This is a genomic window from Klebsiella sp. H-Nf2, assembly GCF_002806645.1.
Classification (GTDB): Bacteria; Pseudomonadota; Gammaproteobacteria; order Enterobacterales; family Enterobacteriaceae; genus Klebsiella; species Klebsiella variicola.
On the sequence record NZ_PIBL01000001.1, the window covers coordinates 110,569 to 128,245 of the forward strand.

The window sequence follows — 17,677 nt, forward strand, 5'->3', positions numbered from 1 at the left end:
ACAGAGGTCCTTGCCAAAAAAAGAAAGCCAAAAAATATCCCGCTTACTCTACGCATCGTGGCGTGAATAAACAGGATTTTTACGCCATGCGGCGAAAATCAGGGCGGATGCCCGGTTAGCTAAGGCGGCGAAAGGTCGCGATCTCCGGTCGGGCGATATGTAAATAATCCTCGGTATCGAGAATGATCGACCGATCCAGGCGTCCGGCGTTAAAGGCGATTTGTGGAAAGCGCTCAAACAGCAGCGGGTCGGCCACCAGCCGCAGCGCCGGATGGAAGCTGAAGGGGGGAATGGCGCCGAACACGCAGGCGGTGAGGGCATCCACTTCCGCCGGACTGGCCAGCGAGGCTTTGCTGCCGCCGATATGCCGGGCCAGGCTGGCGAGATCGGCCTGCTGATCGGCGGCGAGGATCGCCAGCACATGCTGGTTGACGCCGTTTCCTTTTACTTTACAGACTAGCGCTTTTGCGCCCTGGCCAAGCGCGGTGCCGCGGATCGCCGAGACGGCTTCGCACTGGCCGACCGCGTCGTGCGCCATCACCCGGTAGCGCGCCTGGTGTTCGTCGAGCAGCGCACACAGCCGCTGGTGGATATTACCTTCTACTGCTTCAAGCATAGCGTCCTCCTGACATCATCAAGCAGCCAGCTTAGCGCTGTTGTGTCAGCCTGCCAACGGTGGGCCGGGAAATTCACCATTCGCTCATTATTGCTTCACAGTGCTGTGGTGCAATCTCGCAGGCGCAGCAGATGAGTTTTGTAAATAAAAAAAAGAATGATTTTCATTTTCAATCGAACTTTTTTTATTTCGCTCAGTCTCTATCGGACGACACAGAATATTAATAATTGCCGTAATGAGGTTAGGATGATGCACGATGCAACCATGCAGGGTTCCCCACGCAAGAAGTTTAATAAAATAAGGGAGCTCAACAGACGGCGGAATTACTTTACTAAGAAAGTACGTAATGCCCTGCGGGTGGGAGTGGCGAAAGCGCTCTGGGACCGCCGACGCCGTCAGCCGGTGGATTTGTCGTCCGCGAAAACTGTCTTACTCATGCGCAATGAGGGGGCGGTCGGCGATGTGGTGGTGGATTCCGCGCTGGTAAAATGCCTGCATCAGTCAGGTTATATCGTTGATTTTCTACTGACGACCTCTAACAGCCAGGTGATGCGCTATAACCCGCGGATCCGCCATATTTATGAAGCTGAGCCGGTCAATTCCGCTGACTTTTTGCGTAAATTTAACCATAACGTTCCCCGCGACGTCATTAATGAACTGGCTAATAATAAGTACGATATTATTATTGACCCTTCGCTGTTCGATATTCCCGTGCATCGCCTGCGGCTTTTCCGACAAATAAAAGCCAAATCAGTGCTCGGGTTTAATAAATGGCCATCGATTAAACACTACTCTCATTCTTTTGATTTTGACTGCCAGCACTGGCACGTGACGAAAACGTTCGCGTTGATCGCCGACTATCTCAAACTGGACACTCGCGGTCTGGACACTTACGACCTGGCGGTGCCCGCGCCGATTACGCAGGAGGTGGCGCAGTATCTGGCGTCGCTGAGCGGAAAAGCGGTGGTGATTAATATTTTTGCCGGCCATGCCGACCGGAGTCTCTCCCAGACGCAGCTGGCCGAACTGCTCGACAAGCTGCGGGCTCGCCATCCGGGGCTGGCGGTTATTCTGCTCGATCATCGGCGTGAGATCCGCATCCCGCTGCCGCCGGAGGTGGTGATTAATCCGTTTAACACGCTGCACCATGCGATGGCGCTGATTGCCCAGGCGGAGCTGATTATCTCCCCGGACACCTCGGTGGTGCATATGGCGGCGGCGTGGAACAAACCGCTGATCGCGGTCTATAAGGACGTTCTGCTCAATAACCGGCTGTGGGCCCCGGGCTATGACAACGCCAGACAGATCATTGTTAAATGCGGGAAGGTCCATCAGCATCGCGAGCTGGTGGATCGGATGATGGCGGCGCTACCGGAGACGCTGTGAGGGCGATGAGGGGAGGTTGGTAGGGCTCACCTGCTGGCCGTATGCAAGAGCCAGCAGGTGAGCGAAGGTTGCATTGCCAGTCTGCAACCGCCGCTATTGTACTGTTTCCCGCTGCTCTGCCACATCCGGGAAAGCTCTTAAAGAGATGGCCGCCGCCAACGACGGGCGGCATCACTCTTCAGTGAGCCACATATCCGCTTCTTCAAACATCTCCTGCACCGTACGGCTGATCAGCTCTTTTTCATGCTTGCTGGCGTCGGTGTTGATCGCCGGCAGCGTCATCATCGGCTTCACCCGCACTTCCGCTTCCGGGAAAATGCGCTGCATGCGTTTGGTCAGTTCGTTAAGAATGGCCTCTCTGGCACCCGGCAGCCCGGCAAAATTGCGCTTGTCATAAATCAGTTCCACAAACATCTTCTGTCCTCTGTATGCTGATCGCGGGCGATAGTTTTACTGTATTAATGTACAGTGTCAAGTGAATGCCGCGGTGCTGCTCATCCGCAACCTCGCGCGGGAGACGGGCTGCGCGCAAAAGCAGCACCTCGTCCGCCGGCGGTCAGGCAGGCCTCATTGACGAGCGGAGGGGATTTCCGCGCTGCAAAGGCGTTATCGCTGATTGCGTAGGCCTGGTAAACGCAGTGACCTTCACCCGAAGCGATGTCATTACCTGCGTACATTCATTTCGCGACGGGTAGGTCTGAATATCGGGTGGTGTAAGCCGGGGAAAGCATTTCACGCTTCATCGCCCAGGACTTTTCGATCCCCTGACCGGCAAACCAGACTTTTCCTTTCCCGGATTGATTTAATTGGTCGATAACGTCCATTAACGCAGCACTGTTTTTGCGCGGCGCGTTATCGTCAAATAAGTTTAGCTGCGCTATGCCATTACTGAAAAAATCAGCAAGCATAACACCGGCTTTCATATATCGATAACCATCAATCCAAATTCTCTGCAGGCAGTTTGTGGCACAATTTATAATGTCACGGGTATCATTAGACGGCGTTAATAGCTTCATTGACGCTTGATTGCCATAATAGGTTTCATTAACGGCGTGCGGACTCGTCCGAACAAATACGCTAACGAAGCGGCAAAATTGATGCTCAGTGCGTAATTTTTCTGCTGCTCGCTCAGCATAGGCGCAAATGGCTTGATGCATATCTGAATACTGCGTTACCCGGTTGCCAAAAGAGCGACTACAAATAATCTGTTGTTTTGTTGGGGAAAATTCTTGTAGCTCAAAACATGGCTCACCACGCAGTTCGCGAACGGTCCTTTCCAGCACCACATTGAAGTGCTTTTTTATGACCCATAATGAGCTTTCTGCCAGATCCAGAGCGGTATTAATACCCATTAAATTAAGTTTTTTACTCATTTTTCGCCCAACGCCCCAGACCTCTTCAACAGGGACAAGGGCGAGTAGCCTGCGTTGGCGAACAATATTGGATAGGTCGACAACGCCGCCAGTGCCGCGCCATGTCTTCGCGGCATGGTTAGCGAGCTTGGCTAATGTCTTGGTTTGCGCAATACCTACGCCCACCGTTAAGCCAGTATTTTTCAATACGTGAGTTCTTATTTCATGGCCGAAGGAGGGTAAGGGGACGCAATTCATTACTCCGGATAAATTAATAAAGGCTTCATCGATGGAATAGATTTCTATTGATGGAGACATTGCCGTGAGCGTTTGCATAACACGGTCACTGAGGTCGGCATAAAGCGCATAGTTAGAACTGAAAAAATGAACAGTGGAATAATAAGGGTTATTTTTTATTTTAAAGAAAGGCTCACCATTTTTTATACCGAGGGATTTTGCCTCGGCTGAGCGAGAAATAATGCAACCATCATTATTGGATACGACCACAATAGGCTTCCCCTTTAAATCAGGGCGAAAAACCGTTTCACAAGAAGTATAGAAATTATTGACATCGACGAGGGCAAACATAATTATTTATGCGCTTTAATGCTAAAAATGACCACGCCAAATATTTCTAATTCTTCGGCATTATGAAACGAAATGGAAGCGTAATCGCGATTGTGCGGCACTAGCTGTAAAAAAGGATGAGTGCGAAGTTCTTTCACGGTGAATTCACCTGCGATAGCCGCAATGACGATATCACCATGGACGGCAGACAGTGAGCGGTCAACCACTAAAAGGTCTCCATCACTGATGCCGGCATCACGCATAGACTCTCCGCTGACTTTGATGAAGTAAGTAGCACTCGGATGTTTTATCAATAATTTATTGAGATCCAGCCTGTCCTCAACATAATCCTGAGCGGGGCTGGGAAATCCGCAGGGCACCCTCTCGGAGAAGAGGGGGAGCATGAGTGGGGGCGAAATCTCAGTTGGCCGAGTAAACTGCATGGTATCGATCCTCGAATACTGTTTTTATATACAGTATTATTGAATGTGCTGATGGATCAAGGCGCATGTGACGTTGTTTTTATAACTGTATGAATATAATGATGATTTATGTAAAGCATGCATGTGGTGCTGTTACTGAACTGCAATCGCTGTGTAGCGAGACCAGTACGCCTACGTTGACGTTTGCCCGGTAAGACGACCGCGGTATTACATGGAGCATGATCGACTCTTTTTTCACCCTCGCTTCGGTATTTAATGTTATTGAGAAGACAATAAGATATGAGAATATCTCATTAAAAGATATTTATAAAATATTGTCGCCTTTACCTTACAGAATAAAGAAACATTATTTATTTTAACTAAAACGTCTTGACAAATTTGAGGTTGAGGATAAATTTGAGCAAGTGCTCTAATTTACCGTCATCATCTGCGGGATCCAAAAGTGATACGCTGTGATTAACCATGACACTACATAACCAGGGGATCTACTGACATGAAAATTTTTTTCCAGGGCACCAGACTTAAAAAAGAAAAAATACTAACAGTTGCCTTTTCTTTCGCCTTTTTCACCGCATCGGTGCAGGCAAAGCCCTCGCAATCAGAGAGTTATAATGTCGCCGTTTATCGCGGGGAGGCCGGGTGCCCGGGTTGTTCTGAAATGGTGGTAAAATCGCTGGTCGCGACAGGTCTGCCTCTGCACATTTCTTATGTTGGCGAAAAAGAAAAGCTGAAATTAAATGCGCAAACACTGAAAAAATTCGATCTCTATATTCAACCTGGCGGTGGTCAGGATATACCCGGATCTTATCAAGCCCTGGGTGATGAAGGGGCAGAGGCTATCCGTAATTTTGTGAAAAGCGGCAAATCTTTTCTTGGTCTTTGTATGGGGGCCTATCTTGCCGACAAAGACTGGATAGGGCTTATTGATGCGCCTTTAGAGTCAGGGGTGGGGAGACCCGGTTCGCAGGCCGTTGATGAAGGCGATTATACCTTGCAACTGACATGGAATAATAAACAAGAGCCTTTTTACTACCAGGATGGGCCTTATCTCAACAGTAGTATCTCAAGTACTGGATTCCAGCCGATCGCTTACTACAAGAATGGAGATATCGCCATTGGTAAGTACCGGTATGGCAAGGGAAATATCATCCTGTCAGGTCCGCATCCTGAAGCCGATGAGACCTGGATAGACAGCACTGCGCCAGGAAATACGACGGCAGAAAGTAAAATGCAGCGTATTTTAAGTTATCTCAATATAAAAAAGAGTTAACTGATATGGTACCTTGCTTCACCCACTCAGAAATCCTTTTTAAGTATTTTAAAGGCAAGCTCAGATATTTCATTAAGAAAAATGCTGCGTCTGTCTTCTGAATAATCGAGGATCAGCAAGCTGGAATACCCATCAATTAATGTGTTTATTTGTCTGGCTGAGGTAGCGGCGTTTTCCGCAAGGAACTCGCCTTCCTGCATCCCTACGCTAATGATGCCTTCAAGAATAGTGATCCATTGCAGGGAGTGGTCGTGCACTAATTTAGCATAATCCGCATCGCGTGCTGCCATTGGCCATAGTTCAAGGTAGAGCAGCCAGTGTGCCGAAGGTGCATCGGGTAACAGCGTTCTAATATAGAGGTTTACTCTTTCACTAGCGCTCATTTTTTCTGACGCGTTTAAAAACGCATGACATTCTTGTATGTCATTTTCAAACATATACTGAATAGTGGATTTCTTGAGCGTTTCCCAGTCTCGATAATAGTGATAGATATGACTTCTGGAAATATTCATTTTTTGCGTCAAATCACGGGTTGAGACATTGCTAAACCCTTTTTCTCTGAACAGTTGTAGCGCTGCTATTTTTATCAACTCAGAAAAATTGGCCGTTTTCAATATTTCAACCTTAATCACTATCCATTAAAGCACGAACTATATCATAATTTCTGAAACCTTGCACGTGTTCAACATTCGGGGATAGCTGTTAGCATTGTGTTTTATATAGCATTAACAAAATAACGAAAATCTATTTTGTGGGTCTGGTATAAATTCAGCTGCAAGGAGTTTGCTTTATTATTAGCTATGCGCAGGATGCTATTCCTGCCGCGTGCGGTGGCGGCCGCAACGGTGGAGTGGAAACCGGGAAAGAGAACGTCGCGATTACCCGGCGAGCTATCGTGATGACAACGTGCTTATCGGCAAGGTAGGCGATAAGCACGGCATTTTTCAGACCGAGCGTGGTATGCCGCCGCGTGGGTAGCCGCTGCGCCACCACACGCCTTTAACGCAATTGCGCGCAGGCGCCCGCTATCCGCTGGCAGGCTTGGGTCAGCAGGCCATCTTCTACCGCATACGCAATACGCAAATACCCCGGCATTCCAAACGCGGAGCCGTGTAAAACGGCCACCTGGGTTTGTTCTAATAGCCAGTTCGCCAGCGCGCTGTCGTCGCGAAGGATTTCGCCGCCAGGGGTTACCCGGCCCATAAGCGCCTGGCAGTTGGCAAACACATAGAATGCCCCCTGGGGAGTGGTGGCGCTCAGGCCATCGGTGGCGGCAATCATTCCCAGCACCTGCTGGCGGCGTTTATCTAACACGTTGAGCCAGCCGTCGAAGAAATTGGCTGAATGGGTAAGCGCTGCGACCGCCGCAGCCTGCGAAATACTGCTGGGGTTGGAGGTACTTTGTGATTGCAGGATCTGCATGGCGGCAATCAGCCATTGCGGCCCTCCCGCATAGCCCAGACGCCAGCCGGTCATGGCGTGGCTTTTGGACACACCGTTTACCGTCAGGGTACGCGAAACCATCTGCGGGGCGGCCTGGGCAAAAGTGGTAAAAGGGATATTGTCATAGCGCAGCGGCTCGTAAATATCGTCGGCCATCACCAGCACCTGTGGGTAATCCGCCAGCACCGCAGCCAGGGCACGCAGTTCCTGCTCGCTGTAAATCGCCCCCGTCGGGTTGCCCGGCGAGTTGAGGATCAGCCAGCGCGTTGATGGGGTGAGGGCGGCGGCCAGTTGTTCCGGCGTCAGCTTCCAGCCGTTTTGTTCATCACAGGGCACAATCACCGGTTCGCCATCGGCCAGAGAGACCATATCCGGATACGAGACCCAGTAGGGGGCGGGAATGATGACCTGCTGCCCGGCGTCGAGGGTGGCCAGAAAAGCATTGAAAATAAGCTGCTTGGCGCCACTGCCTGCGATGATCTCTTGCGGACGGTAATGCAACTGATTGTCGCGAGCGAACTTGGCGGCAATGGCCTCCTTTAACGCGGCGGTGCCGGAAACGGCGGTATACTTAGTCTGATGATGCACGATCGCTTCAATTCCCGCATAGCAGATATGGGCCGGGGTAGCAAAATCCAGTTCTCCTTCGCCCAGGTTGATAACCGGCTTGCCTGCGGCTTCCAGTGCCCGTACCTGGTCAGAAATGACCGCTGTCGGTGAAGGGCGTACAGATTGCATACGACGGGCGATTTGACTGTTATTCATAAATCCTCTTTTGTATCTAATGATTCAATTAATACAATTAGGTCCCCAACCTCAGCAGGAAACTCGCCGTGTCACCGATCTTTATTCTCGATAACACCTCTGTGCCCGCTCGCTACGGTATTACCGCCAGCCTGTGGGCTAATCGTCTTGGACTGCCTCTCTGGAGCCTTCGCCCCGACTTCGCCGGCGATGTTCCCGACAGCCATCAGCACGTCATTCGTGCCGGGTACTGCGTGACCAGCGGCCTCTGGCGCAGCGATACGCTGCGTGAAGAGGTGCGCGATATCGCCAGCCTGCCTGAGTCAGATGCTGTCATTGTGCTGGCGTCCTCGCAGGCAGCGCTTATCGCCGACCTGCCGGGCCAACGGCTGTTCAGCGATGACCGCAACCAGCGCCTGACGCTCAGCGACGGGCAACATACGGTGTTAGACCTCACCGCCGATCGCTATGGTCGCTGGGATGCCGGGGAGCCATCCTCTGCCGGGACGTCCTTGCGCATCGCACTGATTGGCCGTGAGTCAGACCACCGTCTGGTCTACCCCGCCACGCTTGGCTCACTGGGTGATGCCGCGGCGTCGCTGGGGCTGAAGCTGGATGTCCATTTCTTCTCGCCGGTCAGTCTGTCCCCTGGATTACACGACCTCCACGACGTCCAGGGCGTCGTGTTGCCAGGCGGTTCCTCGATGGCCGCCGTCAAGGGACAAATCCGCGTGTCGGAAGATACGCTTGCCCGCGGACAGCCCTCGCTGGGGTTATGCCTGGGAATGCAGAGCATGATGACCGCAGTCGTGCGCCGGCGTCCGGGTTGCGAATCAGCCATTCCCGCCGAAGTGGCTCCGGATGAGGCTCTGCACAGCTTTGTTCCCTTTGTCGATGGCCGTCATCGCTGCGGCGTATTCCCTTTTTCCTTCGGGTTGATCCCCGGTGATATCCGCGAAATGCACTACAACCATCGCTACTGCTTTAACACCGACTTATTGCCGGCGCTGGATCGCAGCGGGGTCAGCGTCAGTGCGCAAACGGACGATATCGTGGAAGCCATCTCCCAGCCGGAACTGCCGTTCTGGCATGGTGTGCAGGGGCACCCGGAACTGATGTCCCGCCCGGATGCGCCCCATCCGCTGTTCGTCGCCTTTTTACGGGCGGCGCTTAACGCGCCAGCGTAACGCCGCTACGACTGTCGCTGGCAAGCGCCGACATGACGTGAGTCAGCTCCGCCAGCGCCGCGTCGTCGATCTGTTTTAACGGTGCGCGTACGGTGCCGCCGTTAAAACCGCGCAGCGCCATCGCCGCTTTCACCAGCTGCGGCTGACCATGTTTGCGCGCCAGCGCGCGATACGCGTACCACAGCTGATGCAGATCGCGGGCCGTGGCGGCATCGCCCTGTTCCACGGCACGGAAGGTATTGATAATCAGCTCCGGCAGCGCGCCGCTGTTGGTGGTGCTGATGCCGTCAAACCCGGCCATCATTGGCCCGAGGAAGGCCAGATCGGAAGCGCAAAACAGGCGCAGACGCCCACGCAGGCGGTTGGCAATCTGGTCGATGGCGGTGGGGTTGAGGTCGCCCTGTTTGATGCCGACCACGTTGGGGATCTCTGCCAGTTGTTCCAGCAGCGCCGGGGAGAGGGTGATGCCGATGCCCGGCGCGTTGTACACCAGGATGCCGGTTTTGGATAAGGGAGCCATCTCTTTGAAGTAGCTGACGATCTGTTGGTCAGTGATTTCGCTGACAAAGGGCGCGGTCACCATCGGCAGGCCGCCCAGCTCGCTTGCCAGCTGCGTCAGCTCACGGGCATCGCGCGGGTCGGCGCTGGCGCTGCACAGCATGACCGCCACGCGGTCATCCACACAGGCCATGACGTGATGAAACAGCTCACGGCGTTCTTCGACGGTCATCACCGGGAATTCACCGTAGGTGCCGCCAATCAGCAGACCGTCATAACCCAGACCAATCACGCGTTCAATATTTTCACGTAACGCCGGAAAGTCGATCGCACCGCTGGCGGTGAACGGGGTGACGGTGATGTTGAAAATACCGCGCAGGCGTTCACGGCATTCATTGATATCTTTCATTTTTCTTTCCTTACAGCAGTGTGAGAGGGCGAGCCAGGGAACCCAGCTGACGATATCCGGTTTCGGTCACCACCACGGTTTCACTGACGCCGACGGTAAATTGACCGTAGATCCGCAGAGCCGGTGGAATGTGGAAGGTCATTCCTGGCTGCAGCTCAGTGGTGACGCCACGATACAGACTGAGAATGCCGCCTTCGCCCCAGTCCGGCGCAAAGGCGATACCGATGGAGTAACCGGTGCGTTTTTTGAAGTTTTCGGTGAACCCGGCGCGATCAATCACCTTCTGGCAGGCCAGGTGCGGCGCTTCGCAGGTGGCGCCCGGACGAATGGCATCAAGTGAGGCCTGCAGGGCTTCTTGACACACTTTTTCCATTTCGATGGCGATAGCGGGCGGTCGCCCCAGCCAGGCGGAGCGCATCATCGCGGCGTGGTAGCGGTCGTGAGCCGCTGACATTTCCAGAAATACCGGGTCGTTATCCTGCATCACCCGACGTCGCCATGTGCCATGCGGCACGCCGCTGCGTGGGCCGGTCGAGACCAGCGGTTCCATGCCGACATACTCGGAACCGGCGGCAATGGCGGTCCCCATCATCGCCGAGACCAGCGCGTTTTCGTCTGCGCCGCGGCGAATCGCCGCCATGCCCGCGCGCATGCCCGCGTCCACATAGCGCGCTGCGATGGCGATTTTTTCCACCTCCGCCGCCGATTTCACGGCGCGCAGCGGCTCGATGACGCCCGCGGTATCGGCAATGGTGCCGAGCCTGGCCTGCAGGGCTTCATACACGGCAACCGGCAGGAACCAACCGCGTTTGTCCAGCCCAATCCGTTTGTGGAGCCAGCCGCGCTGTTGCAGCATGCCCACCAGGAAATCTACCGGGTTATCGCCATCCTGGTAGATGGCGGCGTCAGAAATAAAGGTGTTGGCGATAAAGTTAAAGTATTCGAGCTGGCGAATCACAAACACCGGATCCCCTTCTACCGGCAGCAACAGCGCCTGGAAGGTGTAATAGCCCGGTGTTTGCTGACCGGTGAGCCAGAAAATGTTTTCCGGGCCGGTAACGATCATGACGTCCACGCCCGCGCGGCTTAAGCGTTCGCGGGTGCGTCGAATGCGTTGCGCATATTCATCAGCGCTAAAGGCGGACTCACTGCCCTGAATCACATTGTTAACATCTTGCATGAGTAAACTCCTGGAGTAAGTTGGCCTGCGCGGCATTAAACTGCACGCCCAGACCGGGTGAGTCATTGACGGTGACCAGGCCATTGCGGTATTCCAGCCCGCTGACGGGATCATCCGTTAAGCCATCGGCGCCATACAGCTCGGCAAATGCCGGTTGCACGACACGACACAGCTGGAGCGCGGCGGCGGTGGCAGCATGGCCTTCATTCATCTGGCCAATCATGAATGGCACGTCGGCGAGTCGCAGCCGGTTGGCGGCGGCCAGCGTCGGCGCAAGGCCACCCAGTTTCACCAGTTTGAGATGCCCCCACAGCGCACCTTTGGCGGCGATCAGCCGGGTGATGGCGGCGTCACTGTTGAGGCTTTCGTCGAGCATGATCGGGATGCCGTAGGCGTACAGCTCCGCAAGCTGGCTGTCGTTTGCCGGGCTTAACGGCTGTTCGATGTAGCTGAGCTTCAGCTCGCGCAGACACGGGAATGCCGCGTGAGCCTGCGCCAGAGACCACTGGCCGTTCACGTCAATCGCCAGCGAAATCTGCTGGCCGAACCGCTGGCGCAGCCGTTGCAGGCGGGCCAGGTCGGTAGCGAAATCCGCCACGCCTGTGCGCAATTTCAGTTGAGTGAAACCGCGATCGACATAGCGTTGCGCCAGCTCCAGCATCTGTCTCTCGTTGCCCCAGAACAGGGTCTGGTTGGTGTGCCACGCAGGCAGGCAATCCCGCGCCCCCAGCCAGGCGGCAACGCTTACCCCTTGCTGACGCGCCAGCAGGTCGTGCAAGGCCATATCCAGCACCATGCGCGATGGCGACAGGAGCGTGCAGCCCTCATCATCTAACGCGGCGAGTCGCGCGGCGGGGGCCTGGCGCCAGTCCCAGCGGCGAAGTATCTGAAGCAGGTTGTTCAGCACCTGCTCTTCGCGGTAGCCATGCAGGTAGCGAATGTTGAGCCGCACTTCGCCAATCCCGGTCACTCCCTGGTCTTCCAGACGCAGCCAGAGCGTATCGAGCGCCGTTACCGGACCAGAGGCAGCGGTATGCAGCGTCACACCGGCGTAATGCAGATCTCCCCGAAAGAGCTGCGCTTTCATAAACCGGGCTCCGGCGGCAGCATGGCGAGCGCAATATCGAGATAGAGGTAGGCCGCGGCGATAAATTCATCGACAGGGACAAATTCATCGGGTTTGTGAGCCACGGCCAGCGAGCCGGGACCAATCACGACGCCTTTTGCGCCCAGCGAACGGAAATGCACCAGGTCACATCCCCCCTGAAAACCAAACGGGCCGGGTTCGCTCTGCCCATGACGGCGACAGGCAGCAAGGCTTTGCTCGACAATAGCTTCGCGGCTGTCGGTTTGCGTCGCGCCGCCGGTGGTGGGCTGCCAGGCGATAATTTCGGCTTCCACACCTGCATGTGCGTACGCGTGGTCGAGCAGTTGCTGCAGTTCGGCTTTGACGACCTCTTCGTCTTCGCCCGGAACCATGCGACGGTCAAGCAGCAGCTCACAGCTGTCTGGCACCACGTTGTCCGCATGGCCGCCGTGGATGCGGGTTACCGTCAGGCTGGCGTTGCCGACCAGATCGTGGCAGCGGCAACGCACCTGCTGGTGGTGGGCTTCTTCAATCAACCCTAAAAGGCGCGCCGACTGGTAAATCGCGTTGATCCCCAGCTCCGGCGTACCGGAATGCGCGGTGACGCCTTTAACCCGCACGCGAGGACGTAAGCTGCCTTTGTGGGCGGAGAAGGTGGCATTCGAGGTCGGCTCGCCAATCACCGCGAAATCAATCGCCGGTGGATTATCACGGACGTAGAATTTCGCCCCTTCGCTGGCGACCTCTTCATCGGCGGTGAACACTCCCATCAATGTGCCGGACCACTGCTGACGGTTGGCAGCCAGCAGACGCAGGGCTTCAACCATCGCCACCAGCGGGCCTTTGGCATCGCAGGCGCCGCGTCCATACAGGCGTCCGTCACGCTCGGTGAGCGTGAAGGGATCGCTGGCCCAGCCGCTGCCCGCCGGAACGGTGTCAAGGTGGGTGTTAAAGGCGAAACACGGCCCCGGTCCATTGTTCAGGACGGCGATAACGTTGGTCCGCCCCGGTGCGTATTCGCTAAAGGAGAGATCGAACCCGGCGGTCAGCAGCCAGCCTTCCAGACATTCGGCGGCTTCGCGCTCATGGCCCGGTGGATTCTCCGTGTTGATGGCAACCAGCGTCGCTAAGTCCTTTTTCATACGAGCGCTGTCAACCTGATAACTGGACATAGGAACTCCGTGATTAATGTAATATTTGCGTCAGGAAGCGCTGCGCGCGGTCGCTGACATGGCCGGCGAAGAAATCGCTAGTGTTGGCGCGATCGATAATTTCGCCGTCTTCCATAAACAGAATTTTGTTAGCGGCCCGACGGGCGAAGCCCATTTCGTGAGTCACCACCATGCTGGTCATGCCTTCCGCGCTGAGCTCCGCCATGACTTCAAGCACTTCACGGATCATCTCCGGGTCGAGGGCGGAGGTGGGTTCGTCGTAGAGCATCAGCTCGGGTTTCATCGCCAGCGCCCGGGCAATCGCCACGCGCTGCTGCTGTCCGCCGGAGAGCTCATCCGGAAAATGGTCTGCACGTTCGTTGATGCGCACTTTTGCCAGCAGGTTGTCCGCCAGTTTGCGGGCATCAATACGGTTCATTCCCAACACCGTCATCGGGGCCAGCATGATGTTTTCCGCTGCGGTCAGGTGCGAGAACAGCTCGTAGTTCTGGAACACCATGCCAATGCGCTGACGCAGTTTGTGCGCCGGCACGTCGCCCCGGCTGATGTGCTGGCTGGCGAAGAACACATCGCCGCTGTCGGCGGGCGAGAGCATATTGACGCAGCGTAGCAGGGTGGATTTTCCCGAGCCGGACGGGCCAATCAGCACCACGGTTTCTCCGCGTTGCACGGTAAGAGAGCAGTTTTTGAGTACGGTCTGGCGACCAAAAGTCTTATCAATGCCGATCATCTCCAGCAGCGGTTTCTCACTCATGGTTCCTCCCGGACGGTTTTCGGTAATTTAAACAGGCGAGTCAGCCGCTTCTGGCTTTTGCTGCGGCGCTGCCTGGGATCCAGCACGCGTTCCAGCCACGACTGGAAGATCATGAACAGGCTGGTGAGCAGCAGGTAATAGATGCCCGCGGCGCAAAGCGCTTCGAAGTAACGAAAGCTGGCGCTGGCGGCCTGGTTAGCGACCAGCAGCAGTTCCTGAACGGCGATAACCGAGACCAGCGCGCTCGATTTCAGCATGCTGATCATCTGGTTACCCATCGGCGGCAGAACGATGCGTGCGGCCTGAGGCAGAACGATTTTTCGCATGATCTGGCCGTGAGTCATACCCAGCGCCATGCCGGCGGTGCGCTGACCGCTTTTCACCGCCTGCAGGCCAGAGCGCAGAATTTCCGCCATGTAGGCGCCTTCATTGAGCGAAAGCGCCAGCACTGCACAGGTAAACGCGGAGAAGCGTAAGCCGAAGCCTGGCAGCACGTTGTAGACAAAGATTATCTGGAACAGCACCGGCGTCCCGCGAAACAGCCACAGGTAGAAAAAGGCCAGCCCTTTCCCGGCGCGAAACGGCGCTTCCTGCAACAGCGCCAACACCAGGCCCAGCACCACGCCACACAACAGTGAGCAGAGGGTAATCAGTAGCGTCATCCACGCACCCCGAATAAATTCGGGGGAGAGGAAGTACTGCCACATTAAATCGATCGACATAGCGTTCTCCGGTTAATGGCAAACGGGTTAGAAAAGGGCAACGGAGTCTGGGAAGTTCCACTTCTTAATCAGTTGCGTGTAGGTGCCATTTTTGACGAGTCTCTGCAGACCTTGCTCCAGCAGGGCCTGGGTTGCGGTATCGCCTTTACGCACGGCAAAGGCGATGTGAGTATTCGCTTCGAACTCGGCGCCAACCGCTTCGAACATGCCAGCTTTTTCGGTAAACAGGGCAACGGTGCCCGGTGTGGAGAGGAACTCGGCATCGGCACGTCCCTGGGCGACGGCTACGGCGGAATCGGTGGCCGCGGGGAACGTCATGACGTTGATGGCCGGTTTTTTGGCCTCCAGGCAGCGCTGATTGTCTGCCCGCGCCTGGCTCTCTTCGATCCCGCCGAGCGTCACGGCGATGTTTTTGCCGCAGAGGCTCAGGTCACGTCCGGTGATGTTGGCCGGGTTACCTTTGCGGACCACCACGCGGCTGCCGATTTTCAGGTAGGGTACGAAGTCAACCTGCTCGGCACGGGTCGGATTGACGTACATGGCGGAGTTGATGATATCCAGACGTTTACCCTGCAGCGCCGGAATAAGCCCTTTGAATTCCATCGGCATTGGCGCCGGTGTCAGTTGGATCTCTTTGCTTAGCGCGTTAATCAGGTCGATATCGAAGCCGGTAAGCTTACCTGCTTTCACGTATTCAAAAGGCATGAACGTCGCTGCCGTTCCATAGGTCAGCTGACCCTTGGTGATGGTTTCCACCGCCGCATGGCTGACCAGTGGCAGGGCGGTCAGCGCGAACATCAAGGTACGCACGCGGCGAAACAGAAAAGAATTGCTGGACATAGTCGTCTCCTGGCTAAGGTTTAAATTGAATTTAGTGAGTCAATAAATACAATTATGTGTGTGAAAAAAATGTCTCATTCTGGTGCGTATTGCACGTTAAGCGTGCACTCCTTGCTTTACTTTGCTGCGTTTTGTTGCTCGTGATATTGTATATATCGACCACAACAATGCATTTCAGGGAATCGTGAATTCATGCAGCCTGACTCCACTGCGAGCAGTCGCCGGATAGCCCGGCAAATACTCGACCTGATATCTGAAGCAAGATTCGATCCAGGTCATCATTTACGTGAGCAACATCTTGCCGATGCGTTGGGTGTTTCGCGTACCCCGGTACGTGCCGGGCTCAAGGAACTGACCCGAATGGGGGCGGTTGAAGCGCGGCCAAATCAGGGTTTTTTCCTGCTTAAACGCAGTAATGAGCTGGATCAGCTGGAGATTGAGCAGTCCAAGAGCAATGACCAGAAGTTGTACGAGCAACTGGTCCATGACCGCATTGCAGGTATCCTGCCGGAATCCTTTACCCAGACCGAAATCAGCCAGCGCTATGATGTTGATCGCGGCGTGCTGACCCGTACGCTGGTGAAGCTATCGGAGGATGGCCTGATTGCCCGCAATGCAGGGCATGGCTGGCGCTTTCTGCAAACCCTGAACTCCGATATCGCTCTGCGTAATAGCTACGGTTTTCGCCTGATGATTGAACCGATGGCGTTGCTGACGCCCAATCTGCATGTTGACCGGCAGATGCTTAAACGTCTGCGCGCCCGGCATCTTAGACTCATCACTCACCCGGACATTACGCAGGTCCCGGCCAAAGAGATTTTCGAAACCGATGCGGCGTTTCATGAGTTGCTGGCAGAGGCCAGCGGCAACCTGTTTGTATTACAGGCCATTCAGCAGCAAAACCGGCTGCGCCGCCTGCTGGAATTTGGTAGCTATCACAATAAGCGTCGCGTAAAAGAGTGGTGCGAAGAGCACGTTGCCATCATTGATGCCCTGCGAGAGAACAAACAGGAACAGGCGGCAGAGTTGATGAGAAAACACCTGCAATACGCGTTTGACCAGGTCAATGTAAAAAGCCCCCGCGTATAACTGGCATCACTATTGCACATAATGCTCCTGAAAATACAATCAGGAGCATTTATGAATTTGCAGATACAACAGCGTGTGGCACTGGTTTGCGGTGCGGGAAGTGGCCTTGGACAGGCTATCGCCTGCTCGCTGGCGCAGGAAGGCGTGAAGGTCGCCGTGACAGGCCGCAACAGAGAGAAGCTGGCGCAAACGGTGGAACGCATCACTCAGCTGGGCGGTACCGCCCGCGCCTGGCCGCTGGATCTTGCCGTCCCGGAACAGTTTGATACGGTCATCGCCGATATCCGCGAGCACTGGGGCGACATCGATATTCTGGTCAATAATTCCGGTGGCCCACCGCCCACGCTGGCACAGGGGACGGACGGCGCCGTCTGGCAACAGCAATTTTCAGTGATGGTCGCCTCGTTGATCCAGCTCACCGATAAACTACTGCCCGCCATGCGCAGCCGTGGCTGGGGACGCATTATTACCACCACCTCGTCCGGTGTGATTGCCCCGATTCCGGGTCTCGCCCTGTCGAATGCGCTGCGCATGAGCTTACTCGGCTGGTCGAAAACCCTTGCCGCTGAAGTGGCGGCCGACGGCGTCACAGTGAATGTGATGGTGCCTGGGCGCATCGCTACCGACCGGGTGGGTCAGCTGGATGCTATCAAGGCGAAACGGGAACATTCCACTGCGGAAGCGGTCGCGGAGAAGAGTCGTCTGAGCATTCCGGCGGGACGTTATGGTCACCCCCAGGAGTACGGCGCCACCGCTGCCTTTTTGGCAAGCCAGCCTGCCAGCTACATTACCGGGGCGGTGATCCGGGTCGATGGCGGATTGATTGGCTCGATTTAGTGGGGAGACGCGTGCAATGCCAGTCGCTGGTGTCGCTGACTGGCATTCACGCCTCTCACGCGCTCATTCAGCATGAGGTGT

At 55.3% G+C, this 17,677-nt stretch carries 18 protein-coding genes and 1 pseudogene; 5 read left to right on the forward strand and 14 right to left on the reverse strand.

The window, feature by feature from the left end; genetic code table 11:
• Window positions 1-115: 115 nt before the first annotated feature.
• Both CWM58_RS00595 and CWM58_RS29110 read right to left on the reverse strand, forming a co-directional pair.
• On the reverse strand, window positions 116-616 hold the full coding sequence (locus CWM58_RS00595; RefSeq protein ID WP_008807680.1) for a YbaK/prolyl-tRNA synthetase associated domain-containing protein: 501 nt from the start codon (window positions 614-616) through the stop codon (window positions 116-118).
• A gap of 95 nt (window positions 617-711) precedes the next feature.
• Window positions 712-871, reverse strand: a pseudogene (locus CWM58_RS29110) (hypothetical protein).
• On the opposite strand from CWM58_RS29110, the gene CWM58_RS00600 reads away from it, so the two are divergent.
• Window positions 866-2,002, forward strand: a complete 1,137-nt coding sequence (locus CWM58_RS00600; protein WP_165785705.1) for a glycosyltransferase family 9 protein — start codon at window positions 866-868, stop codon at window positions 2,000-2,002. The pseudogene CWM58_RS29110 and the gene CWM58_RS00600 sit on opposite strands and share 6 nt — an antisense overlap.
• A gap of 171 nt (window positions 2,003-2,173) precedes the next feature.
• On the opposite strand, the gene CWM58_RS00605 is transcribed toward CWM58_RS00600, so the two are convergent.
• From CWM58_RS00605 to umuD, 3 genes are all read right to left on the reverse strand, one after another.
• Window positions 2,174-2,416: a DinI family protein gene (locus CWM58_RS00605; RefSeq protein ID WP_002901096.1), complete on the reverse strand. Its 243-nt coding sequence runs from the start codon at window positions 2,414-2,416 to the stop codon at window positions 2,174-2,176.
• 263 nt (window positions 2,417-2,679) lie between these two features.
• Window positions 2,680-3,942, reverse strand: a complete 1,263-nt coding sequence (gene umuC / locus CWM58_RS00610; protein WP_100679950.1) for a translesion error-prone DNA polymerase V subunit UmuC — start codon at window positions 3,940-3,942, stop codon at window positions 2,680-2,682.
• A gap of 2 nt (window positions 3,943-3,944) precedes the next feature.
• Window positions 3,945-4,364: a translesion error-prone DNA polymerase V autoproteolytic subunit gene (gene umuD, locus CWM58_RS00615; protein WP_008807676.1), complete on the reverse strand. Its 420-nt coding sequence runs from the start codon at window positions 4,362-4,364 to the stop codon at window positions 3,945-3,947.
• A 493-nt stretch (window positions 4,365-4,857) separates the two neighbouring features.
• Between umuD and CWM58_RS00620 the strand changes: the two genes are divergently transcribed.
• Window positions 4,858-5,634: a BPL-N domain-containing protein gene (locus CWM58_RS00620; RefSeq protein WP_100679951.1), complete on the forward strand. Its 777-nt coding sequence runs from the start codon at window positions 4,858-4,860 to the stop codon at window positions 5,632-5,634.
• A 26-nt stretch (window positions 5,635-5,660) separates the two neighbouring features.
• Here the strand turns inward: CWM58_RS00620 and CWM58_RS00625 are convergent, their stop codons facing one another.
• Together CWM58_RS00625 and CWM58_RS00635 are read right to left on the reverse strand one after the other, a co-directional pair.
• Entirely contained in the window at window positions 5,661-6,248 is a 588-nt protein-coding gene (locus CWM58_RS00625) for a TetR/AcrR family transcriptional regulator (RefSeq protein ID WP_022065835.1), read from the reverse strand.
• Window positions 6,249-6,633: 385 nt separating this feature from the next.
• On the reverse strand, window positions 6,634-7,842 hold the full coding sequence (locus tag CWM58_RS00635) for a pyridoxal phosphate-dependent aminotransferase (RefSeq protein WP_100679952.1): 1,209 nt from the start codon (window positions 7,840-7,842) through the stop codon (window positions 6,634-6,636).
• Between the two features lie 68 nt (window positions 7,843-7,910).
• Between CWM58_RS00635 and CWM58_RS00640 the strand changes: the two genes are divergently transcribed.
• Entirely contained in the window at window positions 7,911-9,008 is a 1,098-nt protein-coding gene (locus tag CWM58_RS00640) for a glutamine amidotransferase-related protein (RefSeq protein ID WP_100679953.1), read from the forward strand.
• Here CWM58_RS00640 and CWM58_RS00645 read toward each other — a convergent pair.
• The 7 genes from CWM58_RS00645 to CWM58_RS00675 are packed head-to-tail and all read right to left on the reverse strand — an operon-like array spanning window position 8,992 to window position 15,670.
• On the reverse strand, window positions 8,992-9,915 hold the full coding sequence (locus CWM58_RS00645; protein ID WP_100679954.1) for a dihydrodipicolinate synthase family protein: 924 nt from the start codon (window positions 9,913-9,915) through the stop codon (window positions 8,992-8,994). The genes CWM58_RS00640 and CWM58_RS00645 overlap by 17 nt on opposite strands.
• Window positions 9,916-9,925: 10 nt before the next feature.
• Window positions 9,926-11,095 carry a M24 family metallopeptidase gene (locus tag CWM58_RS00650; protein WP_061154977.1) on the reverse strand — a complete coding sequence of 390 codons (1,170 nt, stop codon included), beginning with the start codon at window positions 11,093-11,095 and terminating at the stop codon, window positions 9,926-9,928.
• Entirely contained in the window at window positions 11,082-12,182 is a 1,101-nt protein-coding gene (locus tag CWM58_RS00655) for a mandelate racemase/muconate lactonizing enzyme family protein (protein ID WP_100679955.1), read from the reverse strand. Before CWM58_RS00655 ends, CWM58_RS00650 begins: the two co-directional genes overlap by 14 nt.
• The gene (locus CWM58_RS00660; RefSeq protein ID WP_061154975.1) at window positions 12,179-13,354 is read right to left on the reverse strand and encodes a M20 family metallopeptidase; all 1,176 of its coding nucleotides are present in this window, start codon (window positions 13,352-13,354) and stop codon (window positions 12,179-12,181) included. Before CWM58_RS00660 ends, CWM58_RS00655 begins: the two co-directional genes overlap by 4 nt.
• 13 nt (window positions 13,355-13,367) lie before the next feature.
• A complete protein-coding gene (locus tag CWM58_RS00665; protein WP_012968502.1) occupies window positions 13,368-14,108 on the reverse strand; it encodes an amino acid ABC transporter ATP-binding protein in 741 nt (246 codons plus the stop codon).
• Complete coding sequence (locus tag CWM58_RS00670; protein WP_008807665.1) at window positions 14,105-14,830, reverse strand: amino acid ABC transporter permease; 726 nt, start codon at window positions 14,828-14,830, stop codon at window positions 14,105-14,107. Before CWM58_RS00670 ends, CWM58_RS00665 begins: the two co-directional genes overlap by 4 nt.
• Before the next feature lie 27 nt (window positions 14,831-14,857).
• Window positions 14,858-15,670: an ABC transporter substrate-binding protein gene (locus tag CWM58_RS00675; RefSeq protein WP_100679956.1), complete on the reverse strand. Its 813-nt coding sequence runs from the start codon at window positions 15,668-15,670 to the stop codon at window positions 14,858-14,860.
• Window positions 15,671-15,862: 192 nt separating this feature from the next.
• Here CWM58_RS00675 and CWM58_RS00680 point away from each other — a divergent pair, with 192 nt between their 5' ends.
• On the forward strand, window positions 15,863-16,759 hold the full coding sequence (locus tag CWM58_RS00680; RefSeq protein WP_012542124.1) for a GntR family transcriptional regulator: 897 nt from the start codon (window positions 15,863-15,865) through the stop codon (window positions 16,757-16,759).
• A gap of 51 nt (window positions 16,760-16,810) precedes the next feature.
• Window positions 16,811-17,596, forward strand: a complete 786-nt coding sequence (locus CWM58_RS00685; RefSeq protein WP_061154972.1) for an SDR family oxidoreductase — start codon at window positions 16,811-16,813, stop codon at window positions 17,594-17,596.
• Window positions 17,597-17,677 lie beyond the last annotated feature (81 nt).

Excerpts from the sequence above, each read along its gene's own strand:
- CWM58_RS00595 (WP_008807680.1), bottom strand. The coding sequence starts at position 616 with ATGCTTGAAGCAGTAGAAGGTAATATCCACCAGCGGCTGTGTGCGCTG.
- CWM58_RS00600 (WP_165785705.1), top strand. The coding sequence starts at position 866 with ATGCACGATGCAACCATGCAGGGTTCCCCACGCAAGAAGTTTAATAAA.
- CWM58_RS00605 (WP_002901096.1), bottom strand. The coding sequence starts at position 2,416 with ATGTTTGTGGAACTGATTTATGACAAGCGCAATTTTGCCGGGCTGCCG.
- umuC (WP_100679950.1), bottom strand. The coding sequence starts at position 3,942 with ATGTTTGCCCTCGTCGATGTCAATAATTTCTATACTTCTTGTGAAACG.
- umuD (WP_008807676.1), bottom strand. The coding sequence starts at position 4,364 with ATGCAGTTTACTCGGCCAACTGAGATTTCGCCCCCACTCATGCTCCCC.
- CWM58_RS00620 (WP_100679951.1), top strand. The coding sequence starts at position 4,858 with ATGAAAATTTTTTTCCAGGGCACCAGACTTAAAAAAGAAAAAATACTA.
- CWM58_RS00635 (WP_100679952.1), bottom strand. The coding sequence starts at position 7,842 with ATGAATAACAGTCAAATCGCCCGTCGTATGCAATCTGTACGCCCTTCA.
- CWM58_RS00645 (WP_100679954.1), bottom strand. The coding sequence starts at position 9,915 with ATGAAAGATATCAATGAATGCCGTGAACGCCTGCGCGGTATTTTCAAC.
- CWM58_RS00650 (WP_061154977.1), bottom strand. The coding sequence starts at position 11,095 with ATGCAAGATGTTAACAATGTGATTCAGGGCAGTGAGTCCGCCTTTAGC.
- CWM58_RS00655 (WP_100679955.1), bottom strand. The coding sequence starts at position 12,182 with ATGAAAGCGCAGCTCTTTCGGGGAGATCTGCATTACGCCGGTGTGACG.
- CWM58_RS00660 (WP_061154975.1), bottom strand. The coding sequence starts at position 13,354 with ATGTCCAGTTATCAGGTTGACAGCGCTCGTATGAAAAAGGACTTAGCG.
- CWM58_RS00665 (WP_012968502.1), bottom strand. The coding sequence starts at position 14,108 with ATGAGTGAGAAACCGCTGCTGGAGATGATCGGCATTGATAAGACTTTT.
- CWM58_RS00670 (WP_008807665.1), bottom strand. The coding sequence starts at position 14,830 with ATGTCGATCGATTTAATGTGGCAGTACTTCCTCTCCCCCGAATTTATT.
- CWM58_RS00675 (WP_100679956.1), bottom strand. The coding sequence starts at position 15,670 with ATGTCCAGCAATTCTTTTCTGTTTCGCCGCGTGCGTACCTTGATGTTC.
- CWM58_RS00680 (WP_012542124.1), top strand. The coding sequence starts at position 15,863 with ATGCAGCCTGACTCCACTGCGAGCAGTCGCCGGATAGCCCGGCAAATA.
- CWM58_RS00685 (WP_061154972.1), top strand. The coding sequence starts at position 16,811 with ATGAATTTGCAGATACAACAGCGTGTGGCACTGGTTTGCGGTGCGGGA.